The 20832-nt window shown below is 71.0% G+C and carries 19 protein-coding genes and 2 pseudogenes; 14 read left to right on the forward strand and 7 right to left on the reverse strand.

What is annotated here, in order from left to right:
• Window positions 1-113: 113 nt before the first annotated feature.
• Window positions 114-1916: a pectate lyase-like domain-containing protein gene (locus QOL88_RS33060; protein ID WP_097221907.1), complete on the reverse strand. Its 1803-nt coding sequence runs from the start codon at window positions 1914-1916 to the stop codon at window positions 114-116.
• 255 nt (window positions 1917-2171) lie between these two features.
• Here QOL88_RS33060 and QOL88_RS33065 point away from each other — a divergent pair, with 255 nt between their 5' ends.
• The 4 genes from QOL88_RS33065 to QOL88_RS33080 are packed head-to-tail and all read left to right on the forward strand — an operon-like array spanning window position 2172 to window position 6725.
• Window positions 2172-3488: an ABC transporter substrate-binding protein gene (locus tag QOL88_RS33065; protein ID WP_097221908.1), complete on the forward strand. Its 1317-nt coding sequence runs from the start codon at window positions 2172-2174 to the stop codon at window positions 3486-3488.
• A gap of 5 nt (window positions 3489-3493) precedes the next feature.
• A complete protein-coding gene (locus QOL88_RS33070) occupies window positions 3494-4486 on the forward strand; it encodes a carbohydrate ABC transporter permease (protein WP_097221909.1) in 993 nt (330 codons plus the stop codon).
• Between the two features lie 11 nt (window positions 4487-4497).
• Window positions 4498-5337, forward strand: coding sequence for a carbohydrate ABC transporter permease (locus tag QOL88_RS33075; RefSeq protein ID WP_097223290.1), 840 nt, complete (start codon window positions 4498-4500; stop codon window positions 5335-5337).
• Between the two features lie 29 nt (window positions 5338-5366).
• Window positions 5367-6725: a GH1 family beta-glucosidase gene (locus QOL88_RS33080; RefSeq protein ID WP_097221910.1), complete on the forward strand. Its 1359-nt coding sequence runs from the start codon at window positions 5367-5369 to the stop codon at window positions 6723-6725.
• A gap of 149 nt (window positions 6726-6874) precedes the next feature.
• On the opposite strand, the pseudogene QOL88_RS39005 reads toward QOL88_RS33080, so the two are convergent.
• Window positions 6875-7294, reverse strand: a pseudogene (locus tag QOL88_RS39005) (hypothetical protein); the annotation flags it as partial.
• Between the two features lie 245 nt (window positions 7295-7539).
• Window positions 7540-8073 carry an SMI1/KNR4 family protein gene (locus QOL88_RS33085; RefSeq protein WP_097221911.1) on the reverse strand — a complete coding sequence of 178 codons (534 nt, stop codon included), beginning with the start codon at window positions 8071-8073 and terminating at the stop codon, window positions 7540-7542.
• A gap of 366 nt (window positions 8074-8439) precedes the next feature.
• Between QOL88_RS33085 and QOL88_RS33090 the strand changes: the two genes are divergently transcribed.
• Entirely contained in the window at window positions 8440-9000 is a 561-nt protein-coding gene (locus QOL88_RS33090; protein WP_097221912.1) for a hypothetical protein, read from the forward strand.
• A 117-nt stretch (window positions 9001-9117) separates the two neighbouring features.
• Here the strand turns inward: QOL88_RS33090 and QOL88_RS33095 are convergent, their stop codons facing one another.
• On the reverse strand, window positions 9118-9741 hold the full coding sequence (locus QOL88_RS33095) for an HD domain-containing protein (RefSeq protein WP_097221913.1): 624 nt from the start codon (window positions 9739-9741) through the stop codon (window positions 9118-9120).
• A gap of 170 nt (window positions 9742-9911) precedes the next feature.
• Here QOL88_RS33095 and QOL88_RS33100 point away from each other — a divergent pair, with 170 nt between their 5' ends.
• A complete protein-coding gene (locus tag QOL88_RS33100; protein WP_097221914.1) occupies window positions 9912-10454 on the forward strand; it encodes a hypothetical protein in 543 nt (180 codons plus the stop codon).
• Window positions 10455-10531: 77 nt separating this feature from the next.
• The gene (locus tag QOL88_RS33105; RefSeq protein WP_097221915.1) at window positions 10532-11398 is read left to right on the forward strand and encodes an alpha/beta fold hydrolase; all 867 of its coding nucleotides are present in this window, start codon (window positions 10532-10534) and stop codon (window positions 11396-11398) included.
• Here QOL88_RS33105 and QOL88_RS33110 read toward each other — a convergent pair.
• Complete coding sequence (locus tag QOL88_RS33110; protein WP_097221916.1) at window positions 11368-12327, reverse strand: ATP-binding protein; 960 nt, start codon at window positions 12325-12327, stop codon at window positions 11368-11370. The genes QOL88_RS33105 and QOL88_RS33110 overlap by 31 nt on opposite strands.
• Before the next feature lie 151 nt (window positions 12328-12478).
• Between QOL88_RS33110 and QOL88_RS33115 the strand changes: the two genes are divergently transcribed.
• Window positions 12479-14005: an ABC transporter substrate-binding protein gene (locus QOL88_RS33115; RefSeq protein ID WP_097221917.1), complete on the forward strand. Its 1527-nt coding sequence runs from the start codon at window positions 12479-12481 to the stop codon at window positions 14003-14005.
• Window positions 14006-14014: 9 nt separating this feature from the next.
• Here QOL88_RS33115 and QOL88_RS33120 read toward each other — a convergent pair whose 3' ends face one another.
• Window positions 14015-14416: a Rid family hydrolase gene (locus QOL88_RS33120; RefSeq protein WP_097221918.1), complete on the reverse strand. Its 402-nt coding sequence runs from the start codon at window positions 14414-14416 to the stop codon at window positions 14015-14017.
• Window positions 14417-14543: 127 nt separating this feature from the next.
• On the opposite strand from QOL88_RS33120, the gene QOL88_RS33125 reads away from it, so the two are divergent.
• Entirely contained in the window at window positions 14544-14924 is a 381-nt protein-coding gene (locus QOL88_RS33125; RefSeq protein WP_097221919.1) for a winged helix-turn-helix transcriptional regulator, read from the forward strand.
• Between the two features lie 20 nt (window positions 14925-14944).
• Here QOL88_RS33125 and QOL88_RS33130 read toward each other — a convergent pair whose 3' ends face one another.
• A complete protein-coding gene (locus QOL88_RS33130) occupies window positions 14945-15706 on the reverse strand; it encodes a CDP-alcohol phosphatidyltransferase family protein (protein ID WP_097221920.1) in 762 nt (253 codons plus the stop codon).
• 108 nt (window positions 15707-15814) lie between these two features.
• Between QOL88_RS33130 and QOL88_RS33135 the strand changes: the two genes are divergently transcribed.
• The 5 genes and pseudogenes from QOL88_RS33135 to QOL88_RS33155 form a co-directional block, all read left to right on the forward strand.
• Complete coding sequence (locus tag QOL88_RS33135) at window positions 15815-16795, forward strand: zinc-dependent alcohol dehydrogenase (protein WP_097221921.1); 981 nt, start codon at window positions 15815-15817, stop codon at window positions 16793-16795.
• 170 nt (window positions 16796-16965) lie between these two features.
• Window positions 16966-17364, forward strand: coding sequence for a 6-pyruvoyl trahydropterin synthase family protein (locus QOL88_RS33140; RefSeq protein ID WP_030843501.1), 399 nt, complete (start codon window positions 16966-16968; stop codon window positions 17362-17364).
• Window positions 17361-18566 (forward strand): glycosyltransferase family 4 protein, encoded by a 1206-nt coding sequence (locus QOL88_RS33145; protein ID WP_283445917.1) that lies wholly within the window; start codon window positions 17361-17363, stop codon window positions 18564-18566. Before QOL88_RS33140 ends, QOL88_RS33145 begins: the two co-directional genes overlap by 4 nt.
• Entirely contained in the window at window positions 18563-19735 is a 1173-nt protein-coding gene (locus QOL88_RS33150) for a methyltransferase domain-containing protein (protein WP_257027962.1), read from the forward strand. The genes QOL88_RS33145 and QOL88_RS33150 overlap by 4 nt, the downstream gene beginning before the upstream one ends.
• 32 nt (window positions 19736-19767) lie before the next feature.
• Window positions 19768-20808, forward strand: a pseudogene (locus QOL88_RS33155) (lysylphosphatidylglycerol synthase transmembrane domain-containing protein); the annotation flags it as partial.
• Window positions 20809-20832: the final 24 nt, after the last annotated feature.

Raw genomic sequence — 20832 nt, forward strand, 5'->3', positions numbered from 1 at the left:
CTTCCTCGCCCGAGGGAGGGTCCCCCCCGGTCCGCCCCGTCCTTCCCCGCCCGAAGGCAGGGGCCCACCGGTCCGCCCTGTCCTGCGACCTACCGGTAGGCCCACCCCGCGAGCTACGGGTACGACACCACCGTCGACGGCACCGTGGACGTCCCCGACGTCGGCGACCCGGTGTCATTGATGACCCGCTCGTACTGCCCGTTGCCCCCCAGCGAGACCACGAGCAGGTCGTGGAAGCGCACCCCGGGCCGGTTCGGCGCGGCGAAGCCGTGGTGCTGCACGATGCCCGGGTCGACGTTGTAGTAGCAGTAGCTGCCCAGGCCCCAGCCCTCGTGGGTGGTGACGGCGTCCCCGACCCGGTAGGCGGCGTAGCCCTTGATCGAGCCGTTCTGGATCGCGGCCTGGTTCGGGGCGTCGTAGGCCTTCTCGTTCTGGTAGAAGATCGTGCGGCCGCGCTCGCCGAACCACTGCACGTCGTACTTGTTGAAGTGCTCCACGAACAGCCCGGTCGCCAGCACGTCGTGGCCGTTGACGACGACGCCGTAGTCCGCGCGGTTGGTCTCCCAGCCGACACCGTCGCCGTGGTCGGCGCGCCAGACCCAGGTGTGGTCGACGATGGTGTGCCGGCTGTTGACGACCATGCTGGTGGTGGCCTTGCCCGGGCCCGCCCCGCCGATGCGGACGAACACGTCCTGCACGGTCGTCGGGTTGGCGGAGTGGTCCCGTGAGGCGCCGGGCGGGCCGATCTCCAGCAGGGTGGCGGAGTTGACCGGCCCGGCGTCGACGAGGAACCCGGCCAGGCGTACGCCGTCGACGTCGGCGACCTTCAGCGCGGTGACGCCGTGGTCGGGGATGAGCGTGGCGTATCCCAGACCCAGCACCACCGTGCCGGCCCGGTCGACCCGCACCGGCTGGTCGAGGTGGTAGATCCCCGGCGTCAGCAGCAGGTGGAGTCCCTCGGTGAGGGCCTGGTTGAGCGTGGCCGCCGAGACGCCGGGCTTGGCGACGTAGAAGCGCGACAGGGGCAGCGAGGTGCCCCGCGGGGTGCCGTTGCCCCAGGTGACGCCCCGGGCGTTGGTCCGCTTCTTTGGCAGGAAGACCCGGTACTCGCTGCCGCTGAGGTACAGGAACGGCTTCTCGCGGGAGACCGGCGTCGTGGCCAGGGTGGTGTACGGCGGGTTCGGGAAGCTCTGCGCGGGGGCGCCCTCGACACCGGAGAACACCATGTTCCACACGCCGTTGAGCCAGCCGCCGATCGCGCTGTCCCGGGTGTACCACTGCTGCTGGGAGTACGGCTGCACCTGGCCGTCGATCCGGCTGTCGGCGATGTAGCCGCCGCTGGACCAGCCGTAGCCGGTCGGGGCGAGGTTGAGGTTGCCGCGGACGTGCATCCGTCGGAAAGGAGCCGCCTGCGAGACCGCCCACCGGTTGGTGCCGTTCACGGGGACGACCGCGAGGTTCTCCGCCGAACGCCAGAAGTTCTGCGTGGCGTTGCCGTCGAACCAGCCCGCGTCGACCGTGATGTCGCCGTTGATGGTGGTGTCGTCGGGGGAGAGGCCGAGACCGGAGATCGAGGTGTAGAAGCCGATCTGCGCGTTGAGGCCGTGATAGGTGCCGGGTTTGAACAGCAGCTGGTAGCGGCCGGTGCCGAACTGGGCCGACTCCTGCTGCCGGAAGATCTCGTCGAGTCTGCCCTGGATGTTCGGGGTGGCCGGGTCGAAGACCAGCACGTTCGGGCCGAGGTCGCCACCACGGGGCAGGGCGCGCGGCTTGCTGCGCACGGGCGTCTTCCGTGTGTCGGGGGCAGCCGAGGCGGTGCCGGGCAGCGCGGCGAGCGCGGACGCGGTCGCGGCGGCGCCGAGGACGGCCCGGCGGCCGGGCGCGGGCAGGCGGGATGACGGGGAGTCAGGGTGCATGGGGCGGCTCTCCTGGTTCAGGAAGTGAACGGAGTGGGGTGCGGGGAGCGCTCTCTCGCCGCTGAATGGTTCATCCGTGGAACAGATGCGTCAAGGGGTGCGGCGAGACTTCCGAGAGTGTGTCCAAACCCTTGACGGGACTGCCTTCCGAGGATTAACTCACGTCCTAAATTAAGCCATGACGGCCTCCCTTCCCGCCCGGCGCTCGCCCCTGCGGAAGGGGGCCGTACTCCCGGAAGAGAGCCAGGAGCAGCCATGCGCAGCATCCGAGCCGCGGCGGCAGGCGCCGTCACACTGTCACTCGCCCTCGCGGCCACGGCCTGCGGAGGCGGCTCCGCCACCGGCGGCGGATCGAACGATTCGCCGAAGACGCTCACCTACTGGGCGTCCAACCAGGGCGCCGGCATCGAGGTCGACAAGCAGGTCCTCCAGCCCGAACTCGACACGTTCGAGAAGCAGACCGGCATCAAGGTGAAGCTGGAGGTCGTCCCCTGGTCGGACCTGCTGAACCGCATCCTCACCGCCACCACCTCCGGCCAGGGCCCGGACGTGCTGAACATAGGCAACACCTGGAGCGCCTCGCTCCAGGCCACGGGCGCGTTGCTGCCGTGGGACGCCGAGAACTTCGGCAAGATCGGCGGCCGGGACCGGTTCGTCGACTCGGCACTCGGCTCCACGGGCGCGGAGGGCAAGGACCCGGCGGCGGTGCCGCTGTACTCGATGTCGTACGCGCTCTACTACAACAAGAAGCTGTTCGCCGACGCCGGCATCTCCAAGCCCCCGGCCACCTGGGACGAGCTCGTCGCCGACGGCAAGAAGCTGTCCAAGGACGGCAAGTGGGCCCTGGGCATGGAGGGTTCGAACCCGTCGGAGAACATCCACCACGCCTTCGTCTTCGCCAAGCAGCACGGCGCCGACTTCTTCACCGCCGACGGCAAGGCCGACTTCACCGGGGACGGGACGGTCGCCGCGGTCAAGCAGTACGTCGATCTGATGGCCAAGGACAAGGTCATCGCGCCGGGCAACGCCGAGTACGCGCAGAACCAGTCGGTCAGCGACTTCGCCAAGGGGAAGACGGCGATGCTGCTGTGGCAGTCCGCGTCCGCCAACCTCGAGTCGCAGGGCATGAGCAAGGACGACTACGGCATCGCCCCTGTGCCCGTGCAGTCCGGCACCCCCGGCACCGGCAAGCAGGTCAACTCGATGGTCGCCGGCATCAACCTGGCCGTCTTCAAGAACACCGACAACACCGACGGCGCCGCCGAGTTCGTGAAGTTCATGACGAGCGACGCCGAGCAGAAGATCCTCAACAAGGCCTACAGCACGATCCCGCCCGTCAAGTCGGCCCAGGCGGACGCGGCCTTCGCCACCCCGGCCAACGGCGTCCTGAAGGACACCCTGGCGAAGAGCGCCGTGGCACTGCCGCAGGTCGCCGACGAGTCACAGTTCGAGACGGCCGTCGGCACGGCCATCAAGGGCCTGTTCGCCGACGCGGCCGCGGGGCGACCGGTCACCACCGGCTCGGTGAAGGCGGCCCTGGAGAAGGCCCAGCAGCAGATGCCGGCGGCCTGAGCGACATGACGACCACCACTGCGCAGGCCGAGAGGCCGGCGGTCCGCGAGAACCCGCCCGGCGCGGCGCGCGGCCCCCGCCGCCGCACCGGGCGGATCCACCGCGCCGGCCTGCCCTACCTGCTGCTCCTGCCCGCCCTGCTCCTCGAACTCCTCGTCCACCTGGTGCCGATGGTGATCGGCATCGTCATGAGCTTCAAGGAGCTCACGCAGTTCTACATCCGCGACTGGGGCGCCGCCCCCTGGTCCGCCCTCGACAACTACAAGGTGTCGGTGGACTTCGACGCCCCGGTCGGCGAGGCCCTGCTCCACTCGTTCCTCGTCACGATCGCCTTCACCCTGCTGTCGGTGGGCCTGTGCTGGCTGATCGGCACGGCCGCGGCGGTCTTCATGCAGGACACCTTCCGGGGCCGCGGCCTGCTCCGGGCCCTCTTCCTGGTGCCGTACGCGCTGCCGGTCTACGCGGCCGTCATCACGTGGGTCTTCATGTTCCAGCACGACAACGGCCTGGTGAACCACGTCCTGCACGACCAGCTGGGCCTCACCGGCAAGCCGTCCTTCTGGCTCATCGGCGACAACAGCTTCATCGCGCTGCTGACGGTGTCGGTGTGGAAGGGCTGGCCGTTCGCCTTCCTCATCGTCATGGCGGGCCTGCAGAACATTCCGGGCGAGCTGTACGAGGCGGCCGCCCTGGACGGCGCCGGTGTCTGGCAGCGGATCCGCCGGATCACCCTGCCGTCCCTGCGCCCGGTCAACCAGGTCCTGGTGCTCGTCCTCTTCCTGTGGACGTTCAACGACTTCAACACGCCGTTCGTGCTGTTCGGCAGGACCGCACCGGAGGCCGCCGACCTCATCTCGGTGCACATCTACCAGGCGTCGTTCGTCACCTGGAACTTCGGCACCGGCTCCGCGATGTCCGTCCTGCTGCTGCTGTTCCTGCTGCTGGTCACGGGCGGATACCTGGCGCTCACCTCGGGCGGACGGAGAAAGGCCCCATGACCACGTCCCCCATGGCCCCGCCCCGTTCCTTCCTGTGGTCCCGGCGGATCTTCCTGACGCTGCTGACGGGCTTCGTGCTGGTCCCGGTCTACGTCATGGTCTCCAGCTCGCTGAAGCCCCTGGCGGACGTGACGGGAAAGTTCCGCTGGCTGCCCAGCGAGCTGACGATCCGCCCGTACATCGACATCTGGACGACGGTCCCGCTGGCCCGCTACTTCGTCAACTCCCTCGTCGTGGCCGGGGCGGCGACGGTCTGCTCGGTGGTCATCGCCGTCTTCTCGGCCTACGCGGTCAGCCGCTACGACTTCCGCGGCAAACGCGTCTTCACCGTCACCGTCCTGTCCACGCAGATGTTCCCGGGCATCCTCTTCCTGCTGCCGCTGTTCCTGATCTACGTCAACATCGGCAACGCGACGGGCATCGCCCTGTTCGGCTCGCGCGGCGGCCTGATCCTCACCTATCTCACCTTCTCCCTGCCGTTCTCGATCTGGATGCTGATCGGCTACTTCGACTCGGTGCCGCGCGACCTGGACGAGGCGGCCCTGGTCGACGGCTGCGGTCCGCTCGGCGCGCTGTTCCGGGTCGTCGTCCCGGCGGCCGTACCCGGCATCATCGCCGTCGCGGTCTACGCCTTCATGACCGCCTGGGGCGAGGTGTTGTTCGCCTCGGTGATGACCAACGACACCACCCGCACCCTCGCCGTCGGCCTCCAGGGCTACTCGACCCTCAACGACGTGTACTGGAACCAGATCATGGCCGCTTCGCTGGTCGTCAGCGTGCCCGTGGTCGCGGGCTTCCTGCTGCTCCAGCGCTATCTGGTGGCCGGCCTGACGGCGGGAGCCGTCAAGTGACCGACTCGCCCGTATCCGGGAGGACTTCCGTGACCATCGACCTCGCCGCACTCCCGCACGACTTCCTGTGGGGCACGGCCACCTCGGCGTACCAGATCGAGGGAGCCGTGGCGGAGGACGGCCGCTCCCCGTCGATCTGGGACACGTTCTCGCACACCCCCGGGAAGACCGCCGGCGGCGACCACGGCGACGTCGCCTGCGACCACTACCACCGCTGGCGCGAGGACATCGCCCTGATGCGCCGGCTGGGCGTGAACGCCTACCGCCTGTCCATCGCCTGGCCGCGGGTCGTCCCGGGCGGCGACGGCCCCGTCAACGCCAAGGGCCTCGCCTTCTACGACGAGTTGATCGACGGTCTGCTGGAGGCGGGCATCACCCCGTCCGTCACCCTCTACCACTGGGACCTGCCGCAGGCGCTCCAGGACCGGGGCGGCTGGCCGGAGCGCGACACCGCGTCGGCGTTCGCGGAGTACGCCTCGGTCGTCGCAGGGCGCCTGGGCGACCGCGTCTCCCACTGGGCCACCCTCAACGAGCCCCTGTGCTCGGCGTGGATCGGCCACCTCGAGGGCAAGATGGCACCCGGCCTGACGGACCTCACGGCCGCCGTCCGTGCCTCCTACCACCTGCTGCTCGGCCACGGGCTGGCGGCCCGGGCCATCCGCGCGGCGGCCCCGGGAGCGCAGCTCGGTATCGTCAACAACCTCTCCACCATTCACCCCGCGACCGACCGCCCCGAGGATCTCGCCGCCGCCCGCCGCATGGACGGCCACACCAACCGCTGGTGGCTCGACCCGGTGCACGGCCGGGGCTTCCCGGCGGACATGCGTGAGCTCTACGGCGTCGAACTCCCGGAACGCCCCGGCGACTCGGCGGCCATCGCCGCCCCGCTGGACTGGCTGGGCCTGAACTACTACTTCCCGCAGACCGTCGCCGACGACCCGTACGGCCCCGCGCCGTACGCACGGGCCGTACGCCGTGAGGGCGTCCCGCGCACCGGCATGGACTGGGGCATCGACGCGAGCGGCATCGAGTCACTGCTTCTGCGGCTCACCGACGACTACGGGGCCCGTCGCCTGTACGTCACGGAGAACGGCTCGGCCTACCCCGACGTCGTCCGCCCCGACGGCACGGTCGACGACCCCGAGCGGCAGGAGTACCTGCTGGGTCACCTCGCCGCCTGCGCCTCCGCCGCCCGCAAGGGCGCGCCGCTGGCGGGCTACTTCGCCTGGTCGCTGCTGGACAACTTCGAGTGGGCGTACGGCTACGAGAAGCGGTTCGGGCTCGTGCACGTCGACTACGCGACGCAGAAGCGCACGATCAAGGGGGCGGGGTACCGGTACGCCGATGTGGTCCGGGCCCATCGGAGGCAGGTGCGCAAGGCGGCCTGAGAAGCTGGGCCGCCGGAACCCATGCCCGGGTTCCGGCGGCCCAGGGTTGCGGTGCGACGACGAGACCTGTGCATTCATCTCGACTTCTGTGCACAAGGCGGTGGGCGGCGACGGCAGTTGTCGTATGTGCCGTAGATCACTCGCACGTTCTGCCGCCGGCGGTGGTCGAGCACGGGGATCATGAACGACTCGGTCTTGCCGGACCCGATGCCGGTCGTCACGAGGGTGGGCTCGGCCGTCCCCTTGTAGGTGCTCAGCCGCTCCCACGCCTTCGCCTGATGCCGCCACGGTGCGAACGACGGCTGCCACTCCAGCGCCGAGCGCCACCTGTCGTCGGCCGGATGGAACGAAGTCCTGATCCGCAGGTACGGCCCCCGGAAGATGCCCGTCTCCGGATCCCCGAGGAACCGCTCCAGCGCGAGCCGCGTGTCCTTGTCGGCCAGCGCGTACGTCGTCGTGAGGTACTGCGTGAGACTGCCGCGGAGCTGCGCGGCGGCCAGGGTGGGCTTCGCGAGGACCTTTCGGGCAGAGCGGCTGACGGGACCGACGGGTGCACCGCGCCGTGACAGCCGGCGAGGGCACAGTGACGATCAGGGAGCAAACATAACGCCCACCTCGGACATCGGTATCCGCCTCGTCGATCCGGACCCCGGCCGCGCGCCATGGACGGTACACCGCTGCCCGGCGATGGCGAAGGCACCTGCCCGCCGGCTGCCCTTCCCCGGGCCACCTGCCGGACGTCGGCCATCTCACCGATCAACGCTTATGAAGATCTTGGAGGGCCCGGCTCTCTGGACGGCCCCGCGCAGCATCGTCATACAGCACCGAGCTGACGGAACTCATGTGCAGCACGGGGGAACAAGGTCGAGAGAATGCTCGACTGCAGCTCTCCATCAAGGGAGGATGCGAGGAATTGCGTGCAGGACACGGAGAAATGCTCCCATCGGTCGCCGCGCGCCTCGTTCACCATGACGGTCCACTGCTCCGAGTTGTGGCGCGGCCGGACAAGCCAGTAGAGGCATTCTCCGTTGTCCGTGGTTGCCCATGGGATGACCCCGGACCCATCGACCTTCAGTTCCGTCGGCTTCTTCTCGAATTCCCAGAGGTCTTCCAGGTATTCGGCCTGGTTCTTTGCCCATTCGAGGAGGTCGTAGTTCTCGTTGGGGCAACCGGGCTCCAGGACGTACAGATAGTCGTCCCAGTTGCTGCCTCCGTAGACGTGGATGAGCTCCTTGTAGTCGGCGGGTAGTTCGGCCTCAAGGCTGCGCTCGACCTCGTCCCAGTCCTTCAGGCGGGGCTCGCTCGGCGCTGGGGCGATTTCGAGCAGACGCGCAAGAGCGTCAATCATGGCTGGGTCCTGTTCCTGAGGGGCAATGGGTCCGGACAGCAGGGAGGTTGCTTTCATGAGACTGCTCTGGTCAGCCACCCCTCTTCTGGTTGGGCCCCCCGGTAACCGCTGGCCGATCGCTGTGCCGGCAAGGCCGGCCTCGGTGCTGACGCCGGGCGACGGGACCAGAATGCGGTTGGCGCTGTGCTGGTGCGGTAGCTGTCGCGCAACGGCTTGGCCCCGGCGGGGGTGGGGTGAACGCCAAGGCGTACGACGTCACCGGCATCGACACGCGGATCCGGTACGACAGCAGCCGCACCCCGCCGTTCACCGTCATGACGTCCATGCCCTCCAAGCCCTAGCCCCACCGAGAAAGGTCAGCACCACATGTCCGTCGACCAGAATTCCTGGGACACCGCGGTACGCCACTTGTACAGGGATGCGGTCGCGTACATTGCCACGGGCCCGCGCCGCCATGAGGACTGGGTCCTCGACGTTCTCGCGCTGATGGCCCGGGCCGTACCGGACCCCCGGGGTTGGGCCAGCGTCGATGACGAGGCGCAGGCCCCAGAGCGCGTGGGGAACCCCACCTGGCCCTTCGCCGTCCACCCCCCGGAATTCGTCGCGCCGCGCCTCAAGGAGATCGACCGGGACAGTGCCGAGAACCTGCTCCTGGCCCTCACGGAAACGGGCTGCACCCTGTCCAATCTCCAGTACTTCACCGAATCCCCGGACGAACTACGGGCGATGGCGCGCACGATCCTCGCTCGTTACGGGGATGAGGCCACTTATCGCACCAACGTCAGCAAGCACGGCAGCGCGCCCGGCACCATCGACTTCACGCTGGAGAGCTTTGAGTACAGTCCGCTGGGCGTTTTCATGGAGGACTGCGGCCTCGTCATCGTCTCAGACACCGAGGTCGGCCTGTTCTGGAGCTTCGCCGACTAACTGCACGATGAAAAGCTCAACAACGACCGCAGCGAACTCGACGGCTGCCGTGACGCCATTGACAAGGCGACCGCCGTTCAGGAACCTGCCGCCACGGCCTTCCGGCCATGCGGCCCGTCACCCCCGAACCGCGGCAGCCGTCGCGTCTTCCTCCGTCCCGAAGCCCGGCACCGGCCCGCTGAGGTCCGGGTCGCCGAACTCCGCGCGCAGTGCCTCGAAGGCGGTCACCTTGTCCGCGCCGAAGCGGCGGATGTGGGCGGCGTATGCGTCGGGGGAGAGGAACGCCGAGGGCCGGGACTTGGTGTGGAACTTGTCCGCGTACATCACCAGCCTCTCCTCCTGCGTCACCGCCATGTAGTCGGCGGGAGGGAGGGGCAGCCCCTGACTCGTGATGTCCTGCCGCGTGAGTCCCACTCCGGTGTGGTGGGAGCAGAAGCGGCGGAGGGTTTCGGGGAAGCCCTCCGCTGCGAGGATCTCGTGGCCGAGCAGGCCGTGCCGGATGTAGTTCGGGTGGTCCAGGCGCCCCTCGGTGTCGTAGAGGCGGTAGACGCCGATGTCGTGGAGGAGGCAGCCGGCGCGGACCAGGTCGGCGTCGAGGTGAGCGAGGTGGGGCGCCGACAGGAGCTGCTCGGCGATTGCCCAGACGATCTCGCAGTGCGTGTGGACGAGGGTGAATGCCTCGGCGGTGGGCGCGTACTTCTCGTGCAGCGCCTTGATCTCTGCGGGGTCCGGAATCCTCACCGGAGGAGCGTAACAACGCCCGAGCCCGCTGACGTCGCCAGTTCCCACGCCGCCTGTTTTCACGCGATCGGGTGAGGCTTCGGAGAACGGGCACGGGTCGGCTTCGCGGGCCGTTCGAGCTGGTGACGGGGGCTTCTCGTCCATCGACATCACGGCAGCGGGAGCACACCATGGGCCTGCACTTCCACCGCAACCCCGACGGCACGACGACCGGGCGCAACGAGGCCAACGGCTTCACCGTGACGCATGCCGAAGAGGAAGAGGTAAAGCGGCATTTGTACGAGGACGCCGGGTGGGGGTACACGCCTCCACCGCCTCCGGTCCCGCCCGGGTTCCATCGGTTCTCTCTGGTGCACGACGAGTTCCGGGCCTCCGGGTTCGGGGACGAGAGGTATGCGGGGCTGCGGGCACGTCCGCCGGAGGGGTGTGTGCCGGTCGACTGGGGTGACTTCGCCCTGGAGTGCGAGCGGCCGGGGAAGACGCTCCTGGACGCGGTCGCCGGTACCGTCGCGGAGGTCCGCCGAGAGCACGGGCTGGTGATGAACAGCCTGGGTGTCGAGAAGCCCCAGGAGTGGTTCGACGCGGACAACAAGGACGGATACGCGGCGAAGATCGTCGCGCACTTGGTACTGATGGCCGCTGATCGCGCCCGACTGCTCGGGTACGGGCGCAAGGACGTGGTCCGGCTACTCGATGCCACAGGGATCGAGTAGCCGGGGGCCACCGTCACCGGACTCCGGCGGTGGAAATCCCGTTGTACAAAACGCCACCTCCTGACAAGGTCGCGCCCATGCCCACCTTCTCCGCTCCCGACGGCACGGTACTCACCTACCACGTGACCGGAGAAGGCCCGCCCTTGCTCTGTCTCCCGGGCGGCCCCATGCAGGACTCCGTCTACCTGGGGGACCTGGGCGGTCTCACGGCCCACCGCACCCTGATCCGGCTGGACCTCCGGGGCACGGGCCACTCCACGGTGCCGCGGGACCCGGCGTCGTACCGCTGTGACCGGCAGGTCGGCGACGTCGAGGCGCTGCGTGTGGAGTTGGGCCTGGAGCGGGTCGATCTGCTCGGGCACTCCGCCGGGGCGAACCTGGCCGTGCTGTACGCGGCCCGGCATCCGGAGCGGCTGGGGCGGCTCGTGCTCGTCACACCCAGCGTCTTCGCCGTCGGCCTCGCCGTCACTGCCGAGGACCGGCTGGAGACGGCCCGTCTGCGCGGGGGCGAACCGTGGTTCGCCCCGGCGTACGCGGCGTTGGAGGCCGTCACCTCCGGCCGCGCGGCGCCCACCGACTGGGACGCTGTCGCCCCGTTCTGGTTCGGCCGGTGGGACGACGAGGCACGGGAGTTCCGTGTGGCGGAGCAGCAGCAGCGCAACGACGAGGCAGCGGCCCTGTATGCCTCGGAGGGTGCCTTCGAGCCCGAGGGCACGCGTGCCGCCCTCGCCGCGTTCACCGCGCCGGTCCTCGTTCTCACCGGGGAGTACGACGTGGCCGCGCCGGTGCGCGTGATGAAGGAGTACGCGGGCCTGTTTCCGCACGCCGAGCTCACCGTGCAGAGCGGAGCGGGGCACTTTCCGTGGCGGGACGGGCCGGAGGCGTTCGTGACGGCGTTGTCGGCCTCCCCGGATCAGGCGTTCGCCGGCCCGCCCGGCACATAGTCCGGGTCCACCTGCGCCGCCAGATCCTCCCCCGTCCGGGCATCCGCCCAGGCCCGGACGTTGCGCAGGTGGAACTCGACCGCGTGGCGGTGGAGGCGGTCCCAGTCGCGCACGTGGGAGTCGACCGCCTCGCGCAGGACCGTCAGGGCGTGGCGGTTGTGCGGCTCCAGGGAGTTCAGGGCAGCCGGTCCGGCCTCCGTGCGGCCCTGCTCGGCCGCGCGGACCCAGGGGGAGTGCACCAGGTGGGTCAACAGGTCGTCGCCCACCTGCTCCTTGAGGAAGAGCAGATCGTCCTCGCAGGTCACCTTGTTGCCGACCACGGCGATGCGGATCCCGAACTGTTCGGCGTGGTCGCGGTACTGACGGTAGACCGAGACCCCCTTGCGGGTGGGTTCCGCGACGAGGAACGTGATGTCGAAGCGGGTGAACAGGCCCGAGGCGAAGGCGTCGGCGCCCGCCGTCATGTCGACCACGACGTACTCGCCGGGGCCGTCCAGCAGGTGGCTCAGATACAGCTCCACCGCACCCAGCTTGGAGTGGTAGCAAGCCACGCCCAGGTCGGACTCGTCGAACTCGCCCGTCACCATGAGGGGGACGCCGCCGGCCCGGCCGACGTGCCGCCCGTGCAGGTCGTCGTCACCGAGCGGACGGAGGAGGCGTGAACCGCGGCCGGGCGGGGTCGTCTTGATCATCGCCTCGGGGGAGGGGATGCGGGGGTTGTCGCCCCGTAGGAATTTCTTGATCTCGGACAGGTGGGTGCCCAGGGGAGGCGCGGACACCTCTTCGCCGCCGAGCGCCTCGGCCAGGTGCTGGTTGATGTCGCCGTCGATGGCGAGGACCGGGGCGCCGGAGCGCGCCAGGTGGCGGGAGAAGAGCGCGGACAGGGTGGTCTTGCCGCTGCCGCCCTTGCCGACGAACGCGATCCTCACGGCCGCTCCACCGTTTTGAAAATGGATGTCATGTACTTAGGTGTAGGGAGTGCTCCTTGTCGGTGTCAAATCGCCTACTCCGTATGGGATTTGGTGGTCCCTTCGGGTGGGTCACCCGGTTGAACGGCGTGTTCTGCTTGATGCCTATGCTGTGCAAGTGCGTCATCAGAGCATCAAGAGCCGCCTCCGGTTCCTCGCCGCCCTTGCCCTCGTGCCGTGTCTGACCGGCTGCTTCGCCTCTCCCGGCGCGGGGCCGTCGTCGGGTGGCGGGCCGTCGGGGCCGCGGCTGCGCGTCGCCCTCGCCTTCCCGCCCGCCGAGAACTTCTCGCCGTACGGAGCCGACGCCACGCTGCTCAGCCGGCTCGGCGTCACCGAGGGGCTGACCGCCCTGGACGCCAACGGCGCCGCGGCCCCCGCGCTCGCCCGGTCCTGGCGCCGGGAGGACGACCGCACGTGGCGGTTCACCCTGCGCGAGGCCACCTTCCAGGACGGCACGGACGTCACCCCCGCCGCCGTGGCCGCCGCGCTCACCCACGCCACGAAGGTCCGGCCCGCTCCCACCGCCCTCGCCGGAGTCACCCTCAGCGCCGAGCCCGACGGCGACAGCGGCGTCCGCGTCACCACCGCCGCGCCCGACCCCGTCCTGCCCATGCGCCTGGCCGGTCCGAGCCTGGCGATCCTCTCCCCGAAGGCGTACGGCAAGAAGGGCGAGCGCCCGGGCGCCCCCACACCCCTCGGCACCGCCACCGGGCCCTTCGAGATCACCAAGGTCAACGGCGGCGGTTCCGCCACGCTCGACCGCTATGACGACTACTGGGGCGGCCTCGCCCACGCCTCCGGCATCGACGCGCGCTTCGTCAAGGACGGCACCGCACGCGCCAACGCCGTCCGCACCGGTGACGTCGACATAGCCGAGGCGATCCCCGCCGCCCAGGCCACCACGCTCGACAAGTCCACCCTCCAGGAAGCCGGCACCACCCGGACCACCAGCCTTCAGCTCAACACGCGGACCGGGCCCTTTAAGGACCCGGCGCTGCGCGCCGCCGCCCGCACGGCGATCGACTCCTCCGCCCTCGTCAAGGGTGTCTTCGAGGGCTACGCCGACCCGGGCGCCGGTATCTTCGGACCCGCCGTCACCTGGGCCGAGAGCAAGCGCGTGAAGCCGGCCGGGCGCGCGAAGGCCGCCCGGCCCGACGGGGCGTCGATCACCCTCGCCACCTACGACAACCGGCCCGAACTCCCCGAGGTCGCCCAGGTCGTGCAACAGCAGCTCCGGAAGGCGGGCTTCACGGTGAAGCTGGAGGTGCGCGAGTACTCACGGCTGGAGAGCGACGCGCTCGCCGGGAAGTTCGACGCGTTCATCGGCGCCCGCAACAGCCTCCTGGACACCGGCGACCCCGTCGGTGTACTCGGCAGCGACTACACCTGCGACGGCGGCTACAACCTGGCCCGACTGTGCGACAAGAAGGTCGACCGGGCCGTCGCCGAGGCCGTCAGGACCGACGGCACCGGTGAGCGGCAGGACGCCGCCATGGCCGCCGAGGCCGCGATCCTCGGCACGGACGCGGTCGTGCCGCTGGCCCACCAGCAGATCATCGCCGGCGTCTCCACCAAGGTCCGGGGCGTGGTGCTCGACCCCTACGAGCGGGCCCTGGTGGGCACCGGAACGCGTCGCTGACGGGCCCGTTCAGGCGGGCAGCCTCGTGTCGATCACGCAGCTGATCTCGACGAGCTGCCCGGGGAAGGTCAGTTCGGTGACACCGAGGGCCGTGCTGACCGGACGGTGGGCGCCGAAGTACGCCCGGTTGCCCTGCGCGACCACCTCGGCGTTCCGCACGAGGTCCACCACGTACAGCGTCTGGGAGACGATCTGGTTGCGGGTGGCGCCGTAGTGGGCCAGGACCCTGTCGAGGTTGACGTAGGTCCGGTCGAGCTGGGCGGCGACGTCGTCCTCGGGGTCGAAGGCGCCCGCCTCGTCGAACGAGAGCTGCCCCGAGACATGGACCAGGTCACCGGACCTGATCGCCTGGGCGTAGCCGAAGTGGCCCTCGGCCGGTATGCCGTGGTCGTAGACATCGAGCGTGGTCATGGCGCGTGTTCCTTCCGTCGGGCACGGACCGCGGGAACCGGCCCGTGCTCTCTTGTGGTTACTCGGAAACCGTAGGAGAGTGACCGCCGACCTGGAAGAACGCACTTTTCGGTGACTGGGGAACCAGATGGTGACCAAGCAGTTGAGAGACCTGCCCGAGAACGCGGACCTGCGGCGGGCGGACTCCCTGGCCCGGGAGATCTTCTCCGACGTGGCCAACAAGTGGGCGCTGTTGATCATCGAGGCGCTCGGGGAACGCACCCTGCGCTTCAGCGAGTTGCGCGACGAGGTCGAGGGCGTCAGTCACAAGATGCTCACGCAGAACCTGCGGATGCTGGAGCGCAACGGCCTGGTCGACCGGAAGGTGCACCCCACCGTGCCGCCCAAGGTCGAGTACACGCTCACCGAACCGGGCCGCGCCCTGCGTGCCACGGTCGACGCGATCTGCGGCTGGACCCACCAGTACCTCCCGCACATCGAGGCGGCCCGCGGGCGCTTCGGCACCTGACCGGCGAGGCCGGCCGGGCGTCAGCTCGCGACCAGTTCCCGCACCTGACGGGGAGTGGCCCGCTCCTCGGCCCGCGAGGTCCGGTACAGCCACAGCACGTCCCGCCCGAACGACCAGACCAGCAGGCCCAACGCCAGGGCCGCGACCCCGAAGTTGGCCGCGTACGGCAGCAGATCGGCGCCCGCCAGGAGCAGCAGCACACCCTGGAGGGCGGCGACGGTCTTGCGGGCGGTGCTCGGCGGGAGCGCGGCGGTCAGCCACGGCCACACCCTGGCCGCGGCGACGAAGACGTAGCGCATGCCGCCGATCAGCAGCACCCACGGGCCCAGTTGCGTCGACACGTACACGCTCAGCACCAGGATCAGGAACGCGTCGACCTCCATGTCGAAGCGCGCCCCCAGCGGGGTCGAGGTGCCGGTGCGGCGGGCGACCTTGCCGTCGACGCCGTCGAGGATCAGCGCCACCGCCGTCAGACCGACGAACAGCGACACCGGCGGTGAACTCTGGAAGGAGTCGGCGACCAGGGCCGTGACCCCGCCGACGAGGGTGGCCCGGCCCAGGGTGACCCGGTTGGCCGCGCCGAAGGAGCGCAGCCGCGAGCGGTGCAGGGCCCGGGAGAGCACCGCCCAGGTGGCGATCGCGAACGCGAGGCCGCTCAGCCAGCCCGCCGGCCCCATCCCGATCGCCGTGCCGATCAGGGCCAGCAGCAGGACCTGCACACCCGCCCCCAGGGCAGTCTCCTGCTGTACGAGCCTCGCGTCGTATGTGTTGTTCAGGGCCACCGAACGTCCTCCGGCCGTGTGACAGAGTCGATCAACGCCGCTACGTTGTGCGCGGCCTGTGCACCCCTCGGTACGCAAGCAGCAACCCGACCGTTCAGGAGGACTTCGATGAAGCACACCGGACGTGCGTTCTGGATCGGCTCGCCTGGGCGAGGCGAAATCCGGGACGTCACCCTGCCGGCGCCCGGCGAGGGCGAGGTGCTGGTCCGCACGCTCTTCTCCGGCGTGAGCCGCGGCACCGAGACCCTCGTCTTCCGCGGCGGCGTGCCTGTCAGCCAGCACACGGCCATGCGCGCCCCGTTCCAGGAGGGCGACTTCCCCGGCCCGGTGAAGTACGGCTACCTCAACGTCGGCGTGGTGGAGGAGGGCCCTGCGGCGCTCAAGGGCCGCACCGTGTTCTGCCTCTACCCGCACCAGACGCGCTACGTCGTCCCCGCCACCGCGGTCACCCCCGTCCCGGACACCGTGCCCGCCGAACGGGCCGTGCTCGCCGGGACCGTGGAGACCGCCGTCAACGCCCTGTGGGACGCGGCGCCCCTGGTCGGCGACCGCATCGCCGTGGTCGGCGGCGGCATGGTCGGCTGCTCGGTGGCCGCCCTCCTCGCCCGGTTCCCCGGCGTCCGCGTGCAGTTGGTCGACGCCGACCCGTCCCGCGCGAAGATCGCCGAGGCGCTCGGCGTCGGCTTCGCCACCCCCGAGGACGCCGCCGGGGACCGCGACCTCGTCGTGCACGCCAGCGCCACCGAACAGGGCCTCGCCAGGTCCCTGGAACTCCTCACCGCCGAGGGGACCGTCCTCGAACTCAGCTGGTACGGCGACCGGCGGGTCAGCGTCCCGCTCGGCGAGGCCTTCCACTCCCGGCGGCTCGTCATCCGCAGCAGCCAGGTCGGCACCGTCTCCCCGGCCCGCCCGAACCGCACCTACGCCGACCGGCTCGCCGTCGCCCTGGACCTGCTCGCCGACCCCGCGCTCGACGCACTCGTCACCGGCGAATCCCCCTTCGAGGAGCTGCCGGACGTGCTGCCCAGGCTCGTCTCCGGCGAGGTCCCCGCGCTGTGCCACCGCGTCCGTTACGACGAGAGCGATTGACGCATCGGCTGACGATTCGTTCCATCCGGTACGAGTTGGCCACGGCAAGAGCGCCTGACCTGAGAAAAGACGTACGACAGGCTGAACAGGGGAAGGCAACGGTCCGTACTACTCGGCATCCCCGGCACCGAGAGCGGGGAGCAGACGCGCCGCACCTGGAGGGTCGTCCGTTGTTCAGCATCACCGTCCGCGATCACATCATGATCGCCCACAGCTTCCGTGGCGACGTCTTCGGACCGGCCCAGCGCCTGCACGGGGCCACGTTCCTCGTGGACGCCACGTTCCGGCGCGAGCAGCTGGACGAGGACAACATCGTCGTCGACATCGGGCTGGCCACCCAGGAACTCGGCGCGGTCGTCAGCGAGCTGAACTACCGCAATCTCGACAACGAGCCCGACTTCGCGGGGGTCAACACCTCCACGGAGTTCCTCGCCAAGGTCATCGCCGACCGGCTCGCCGAGCGCATCCACAAGGGGGCGCTGGGCGAGGGCGCCAAGGGCATCGCTGGCCTCACCGTCACGCTGCACGAGTCGCACATCGCCTGGGCGAGCTACGAGCGTGCGCTGTGACCGACACGACGATCGAACGGCCCGGGCAGCCCGGGCCGGCGCCGGCGCGGCTGAATTATGTTCCCGTGCAGCACGCTTCCCTGAAGAACGCCGAGATCATCCCCATGTCCCTGCGCACCGTGCACTTCGTGCTGCCGGGCGGCGTCGACGACCCGAAGGCGCCGAGCGGCGGCAACGCCTATGACCGGCGCGTCTGCCTGGACCTGCCCGGCTTCGGCTGGCAGGTCACCAAGCACGCCGTGGCCGGCGACTGGCCCCGGCCCGGAGCCGACGCCCGTACGGAACTGGCGGGCGCCCTGGCCGCGTTGCCCGACGGGGCCGTCGTGCTCCTCGACGGGCTGGTGGCCTGCGGTGTGCCGGAGATCGTGGTGCCCGAGGCGGAACGGCTGCGCATGGCCGTCCTCGTCCACCTCCCACTCGGCGACGAGACGGGGCTCGACGCGGAGGTGGCCGCCGAGCTGGACGCCAAGGAGCGGACGGTGCTGCGGGCGGTGCCGGCGGTGATCGCCACCAGCGACTGGGCGGTCCGCCGCCTGGTCTCCCACCACGGCCTTCCCCCCGAGCGCGTTCATGTCGCCGCCCCCGGCGCCGACATCGCGCCGCTCGCGCCCGGCACGGACGGGGTGTCACGCCTGCTGTGCGTGGCCGCCGTGACCCCGCGCAAGGGCCAGCACCGGCTGGTGGAGGCGCTGGCCGCGGTGCGCGACCTGCCGTGGAGCTGCGTGTGCGTCGGGAGCCTGACCCAGGAACCGGAGTACGTCGCCCATCTGCGGTCCCTCATCGAGAAGCACGGCCTCCAGGACCGGCTCGAGCTGGCCGGGCCGAAGTCCGGCCCCGCGCTGGACGCCGCCTACGCGACCGCCGACCTGATGGTCCTCACCTCCTACGCCGAGACGTACGGCATGGCGGTGACCGAGGCCCTGGCCCGGGGTATCCCGGTGATGGCCACGGACGTCGGCGGGCTGCCGGAGGCGGTCGGCCGCGCGCCCGACGGCGGCGTGCCCGGCATCCTCGTCCCGCCGGAGAACCCCGCCGCCATCGCCGCCGAACTGCGCGGCTGGTTCGGCGAGGCGGACGTACGACGCCGCCTGAAGGCCGCCGCCCGCAGCCGCCGCGCCGCCCTCGCCGGCTGGGCGACGACCGCACAGAGCCTGGCCGCGGTCCTGCGCCGGCTCCCGACCGAACCCCGGAGGGCCGCATGACGAACCCGGCGACGACGACCCAGCAGGGCGGGGCGATACCGGCGCAGCCCGGACCGAGGGAGGTCACGGGCGGGACGGACAGCGCGACGCCGGGCACGAAGCCCGGCTCGGGGCAGGCCGTCGCGGCGGACGTCCCCGGCGTGGTTCCCGGCGGGCCGTCCGGGCGCATCGGCGGCGAGTCCGCAGCCCGGGCGACCGAGCACGCCGCGGTCCCCGGTCTCGGCTCCAGCGTGGCGTTCGGCCCGGGGCACGTCCCCGGCGCCGTCATACCCGGCGCCGGCCCCAGCGGCAAGCCCGGCTCGCGGCCGACCGTCAAGCTGCGTGAGGCCAACCCGGACGACCCGCCCCGGTACGCGCCTGAGTGGCTGGAGCTGCGGGAACCGGCCGACGCCGCCGGGCGGGCGCACGACCTGCTCGACCCGCTGCGGATCCGGCTCGCCAACATGCCGGGCAAGTCGGGCGTCGTCATCCACGACCTGGGCTGCGGCACCGGCTCGATGGGCCGCTGGCTCGCGTCCCGCCTGGACGGCGCCCAGCACTGGATCCTGCACGACCGCGACCCCTACCTGCTGCACTTCGCCGCCGTCTCCTCCCCACGCTCGGCCGCCGACGGCAGCCGGGTCACCGTGGAGACCCGCCGCGGCGACGTCGCCCGCCTCACCCCGGACGCCCTGCAAGGCGCGTCCCTGGTGACCGCGTCCGCCCTGCTGGACGTCCTCACCCGGGAGGAGATCGACACCCTCGCCGCCGCGTGCGCCGGCGCCGGCTGCCCCGCCCTGCTGACGCTGTCCGTCGCAGGGCGGGTCGAACTGACCCCGCCCCACCCGCTGGACGCGGAGCTGGTCCAGGCCTTCAACGACCACCAGCGCCGCGACGGCCTGCTCGGCCCCGACGCGGTCACGGCGGCGGCGGAGGCGTTCTCCGAGCACGGCGCGACCGTACGGCTGCACCCGAGCCCCTGGCGGCTGGGCCCCGAGCAGGCCGCGCTGACCGAGCAGTGGCTGCGCGGCTGGGTCGGCGCCGCCGTCGAGGAGCGCCCCGAGCTGCGGGCCGAGGCCGACGTCTACCTGACCAACCGGCTGGCCGCCCTCGCAGCGGGCGAGCTGCGCGTCACCGTCCACCACGTCGACCTCCTGGCCCTGTCCCGGCCGGGGGGCGGAGCGTCATGAGCCCCCAGGCGACGGGAACGCGCCCGCGCACCATGCCCACGGACAACCCCCGTGTGCCCGCGAACGGGGGCGGCGTCCGGGTGCCCGCGGCATCCGGTGCGGCGGGCACGGCCCGGGCGGACGCGGTCGTGCCGCGCCCGGCCGCCGGAGACAGGAGCGAGCCCGCCGCCCCGGGCCGAAAGGCCGAAGTCCCGGTCGGCACCACCCCGGCGGGTCCCCCTGCCCCTGGCCCCCTCCGTACGGCCCTGGCCCGCCTCGGCTCTCCCAAGGTCCGTACGCACCTCGGCACCGTCGCCGGAATCGCCATCCTGGGCGTGCTGTTCTGGCGGCTCGGCACCGGCGTCTTCCTGGACGGGCTGCGGCGGATCGACGGGATGTCGCTGCTGCTCGCGCTCGGTATCGGCCTCGCCACCACCGTGTGCAGCGCGTGGCGGTGGGCGATCGTGGCCCGGGGGCTCAGGATCCGGCTGCCGTTCGGGCCGGCCGTCGCGGACTACTACCGCGCCCTGTTCCTGAACGCGGCCCTGCCCGGCGGCGTCCTCGGCGATGTGCACCGGGCCGTGCGGCACGGGCAGAGCGAGGGGGACGTGCGGCGGGGCGTGAAGGCCGTCGTCCTCGAACGGGCAGCCGGGCAGATCGCGTTGTTCGCCGTCGGGGCCGTCGTCCTGCTGACCATGCCGTCCCCGGTGCTGACCGAGGCCCGGCACGTCGCCCCGCTGGCGGCCCTGACCGTCCTCGGGGCAGTCGCCGTCGTCCTGGCCCTGCGCATGAACCGCACGGCACCCTCCCGGCGTGGCCGCAGGCTGCGCGCGGCCCTCGCCGAAACCCGCCACGGGCTGCTGTCGCGGGAGAACGGGCCCGGAGTGGTTGTCTCCTCCGTGGCGGTGCTGGCAGGTTACGTCGCGATGTTCGTACTCGCCGCCCGTGTCGCCGGGACCGCCGCCTCCGTGGCCGTCCTGCTGCCCCTCGCCGTTCTCGCCCTGCTGGCGATGGGCCTGCCGCTCAACGTCGGCGGCTGGGGACCCCGGGAGGGCGTCACCGCCTGGGCGTTCGGCGCCGCCGGCCTGGGCGCCGGCCGGGGGCTGGCCGTCGCGGTC

Origin of the sequence: Streptomyces sp. Ag82_O1-12 (assembly GCF_900182715.1) — a bacterium.
Taxonomy (GTDB): Bacteria; Actinomycetota; Actinomycetes; order Streptomycetales; family Streptomycetaceae; genus Streptomyces; species Streptomyces massasporeus.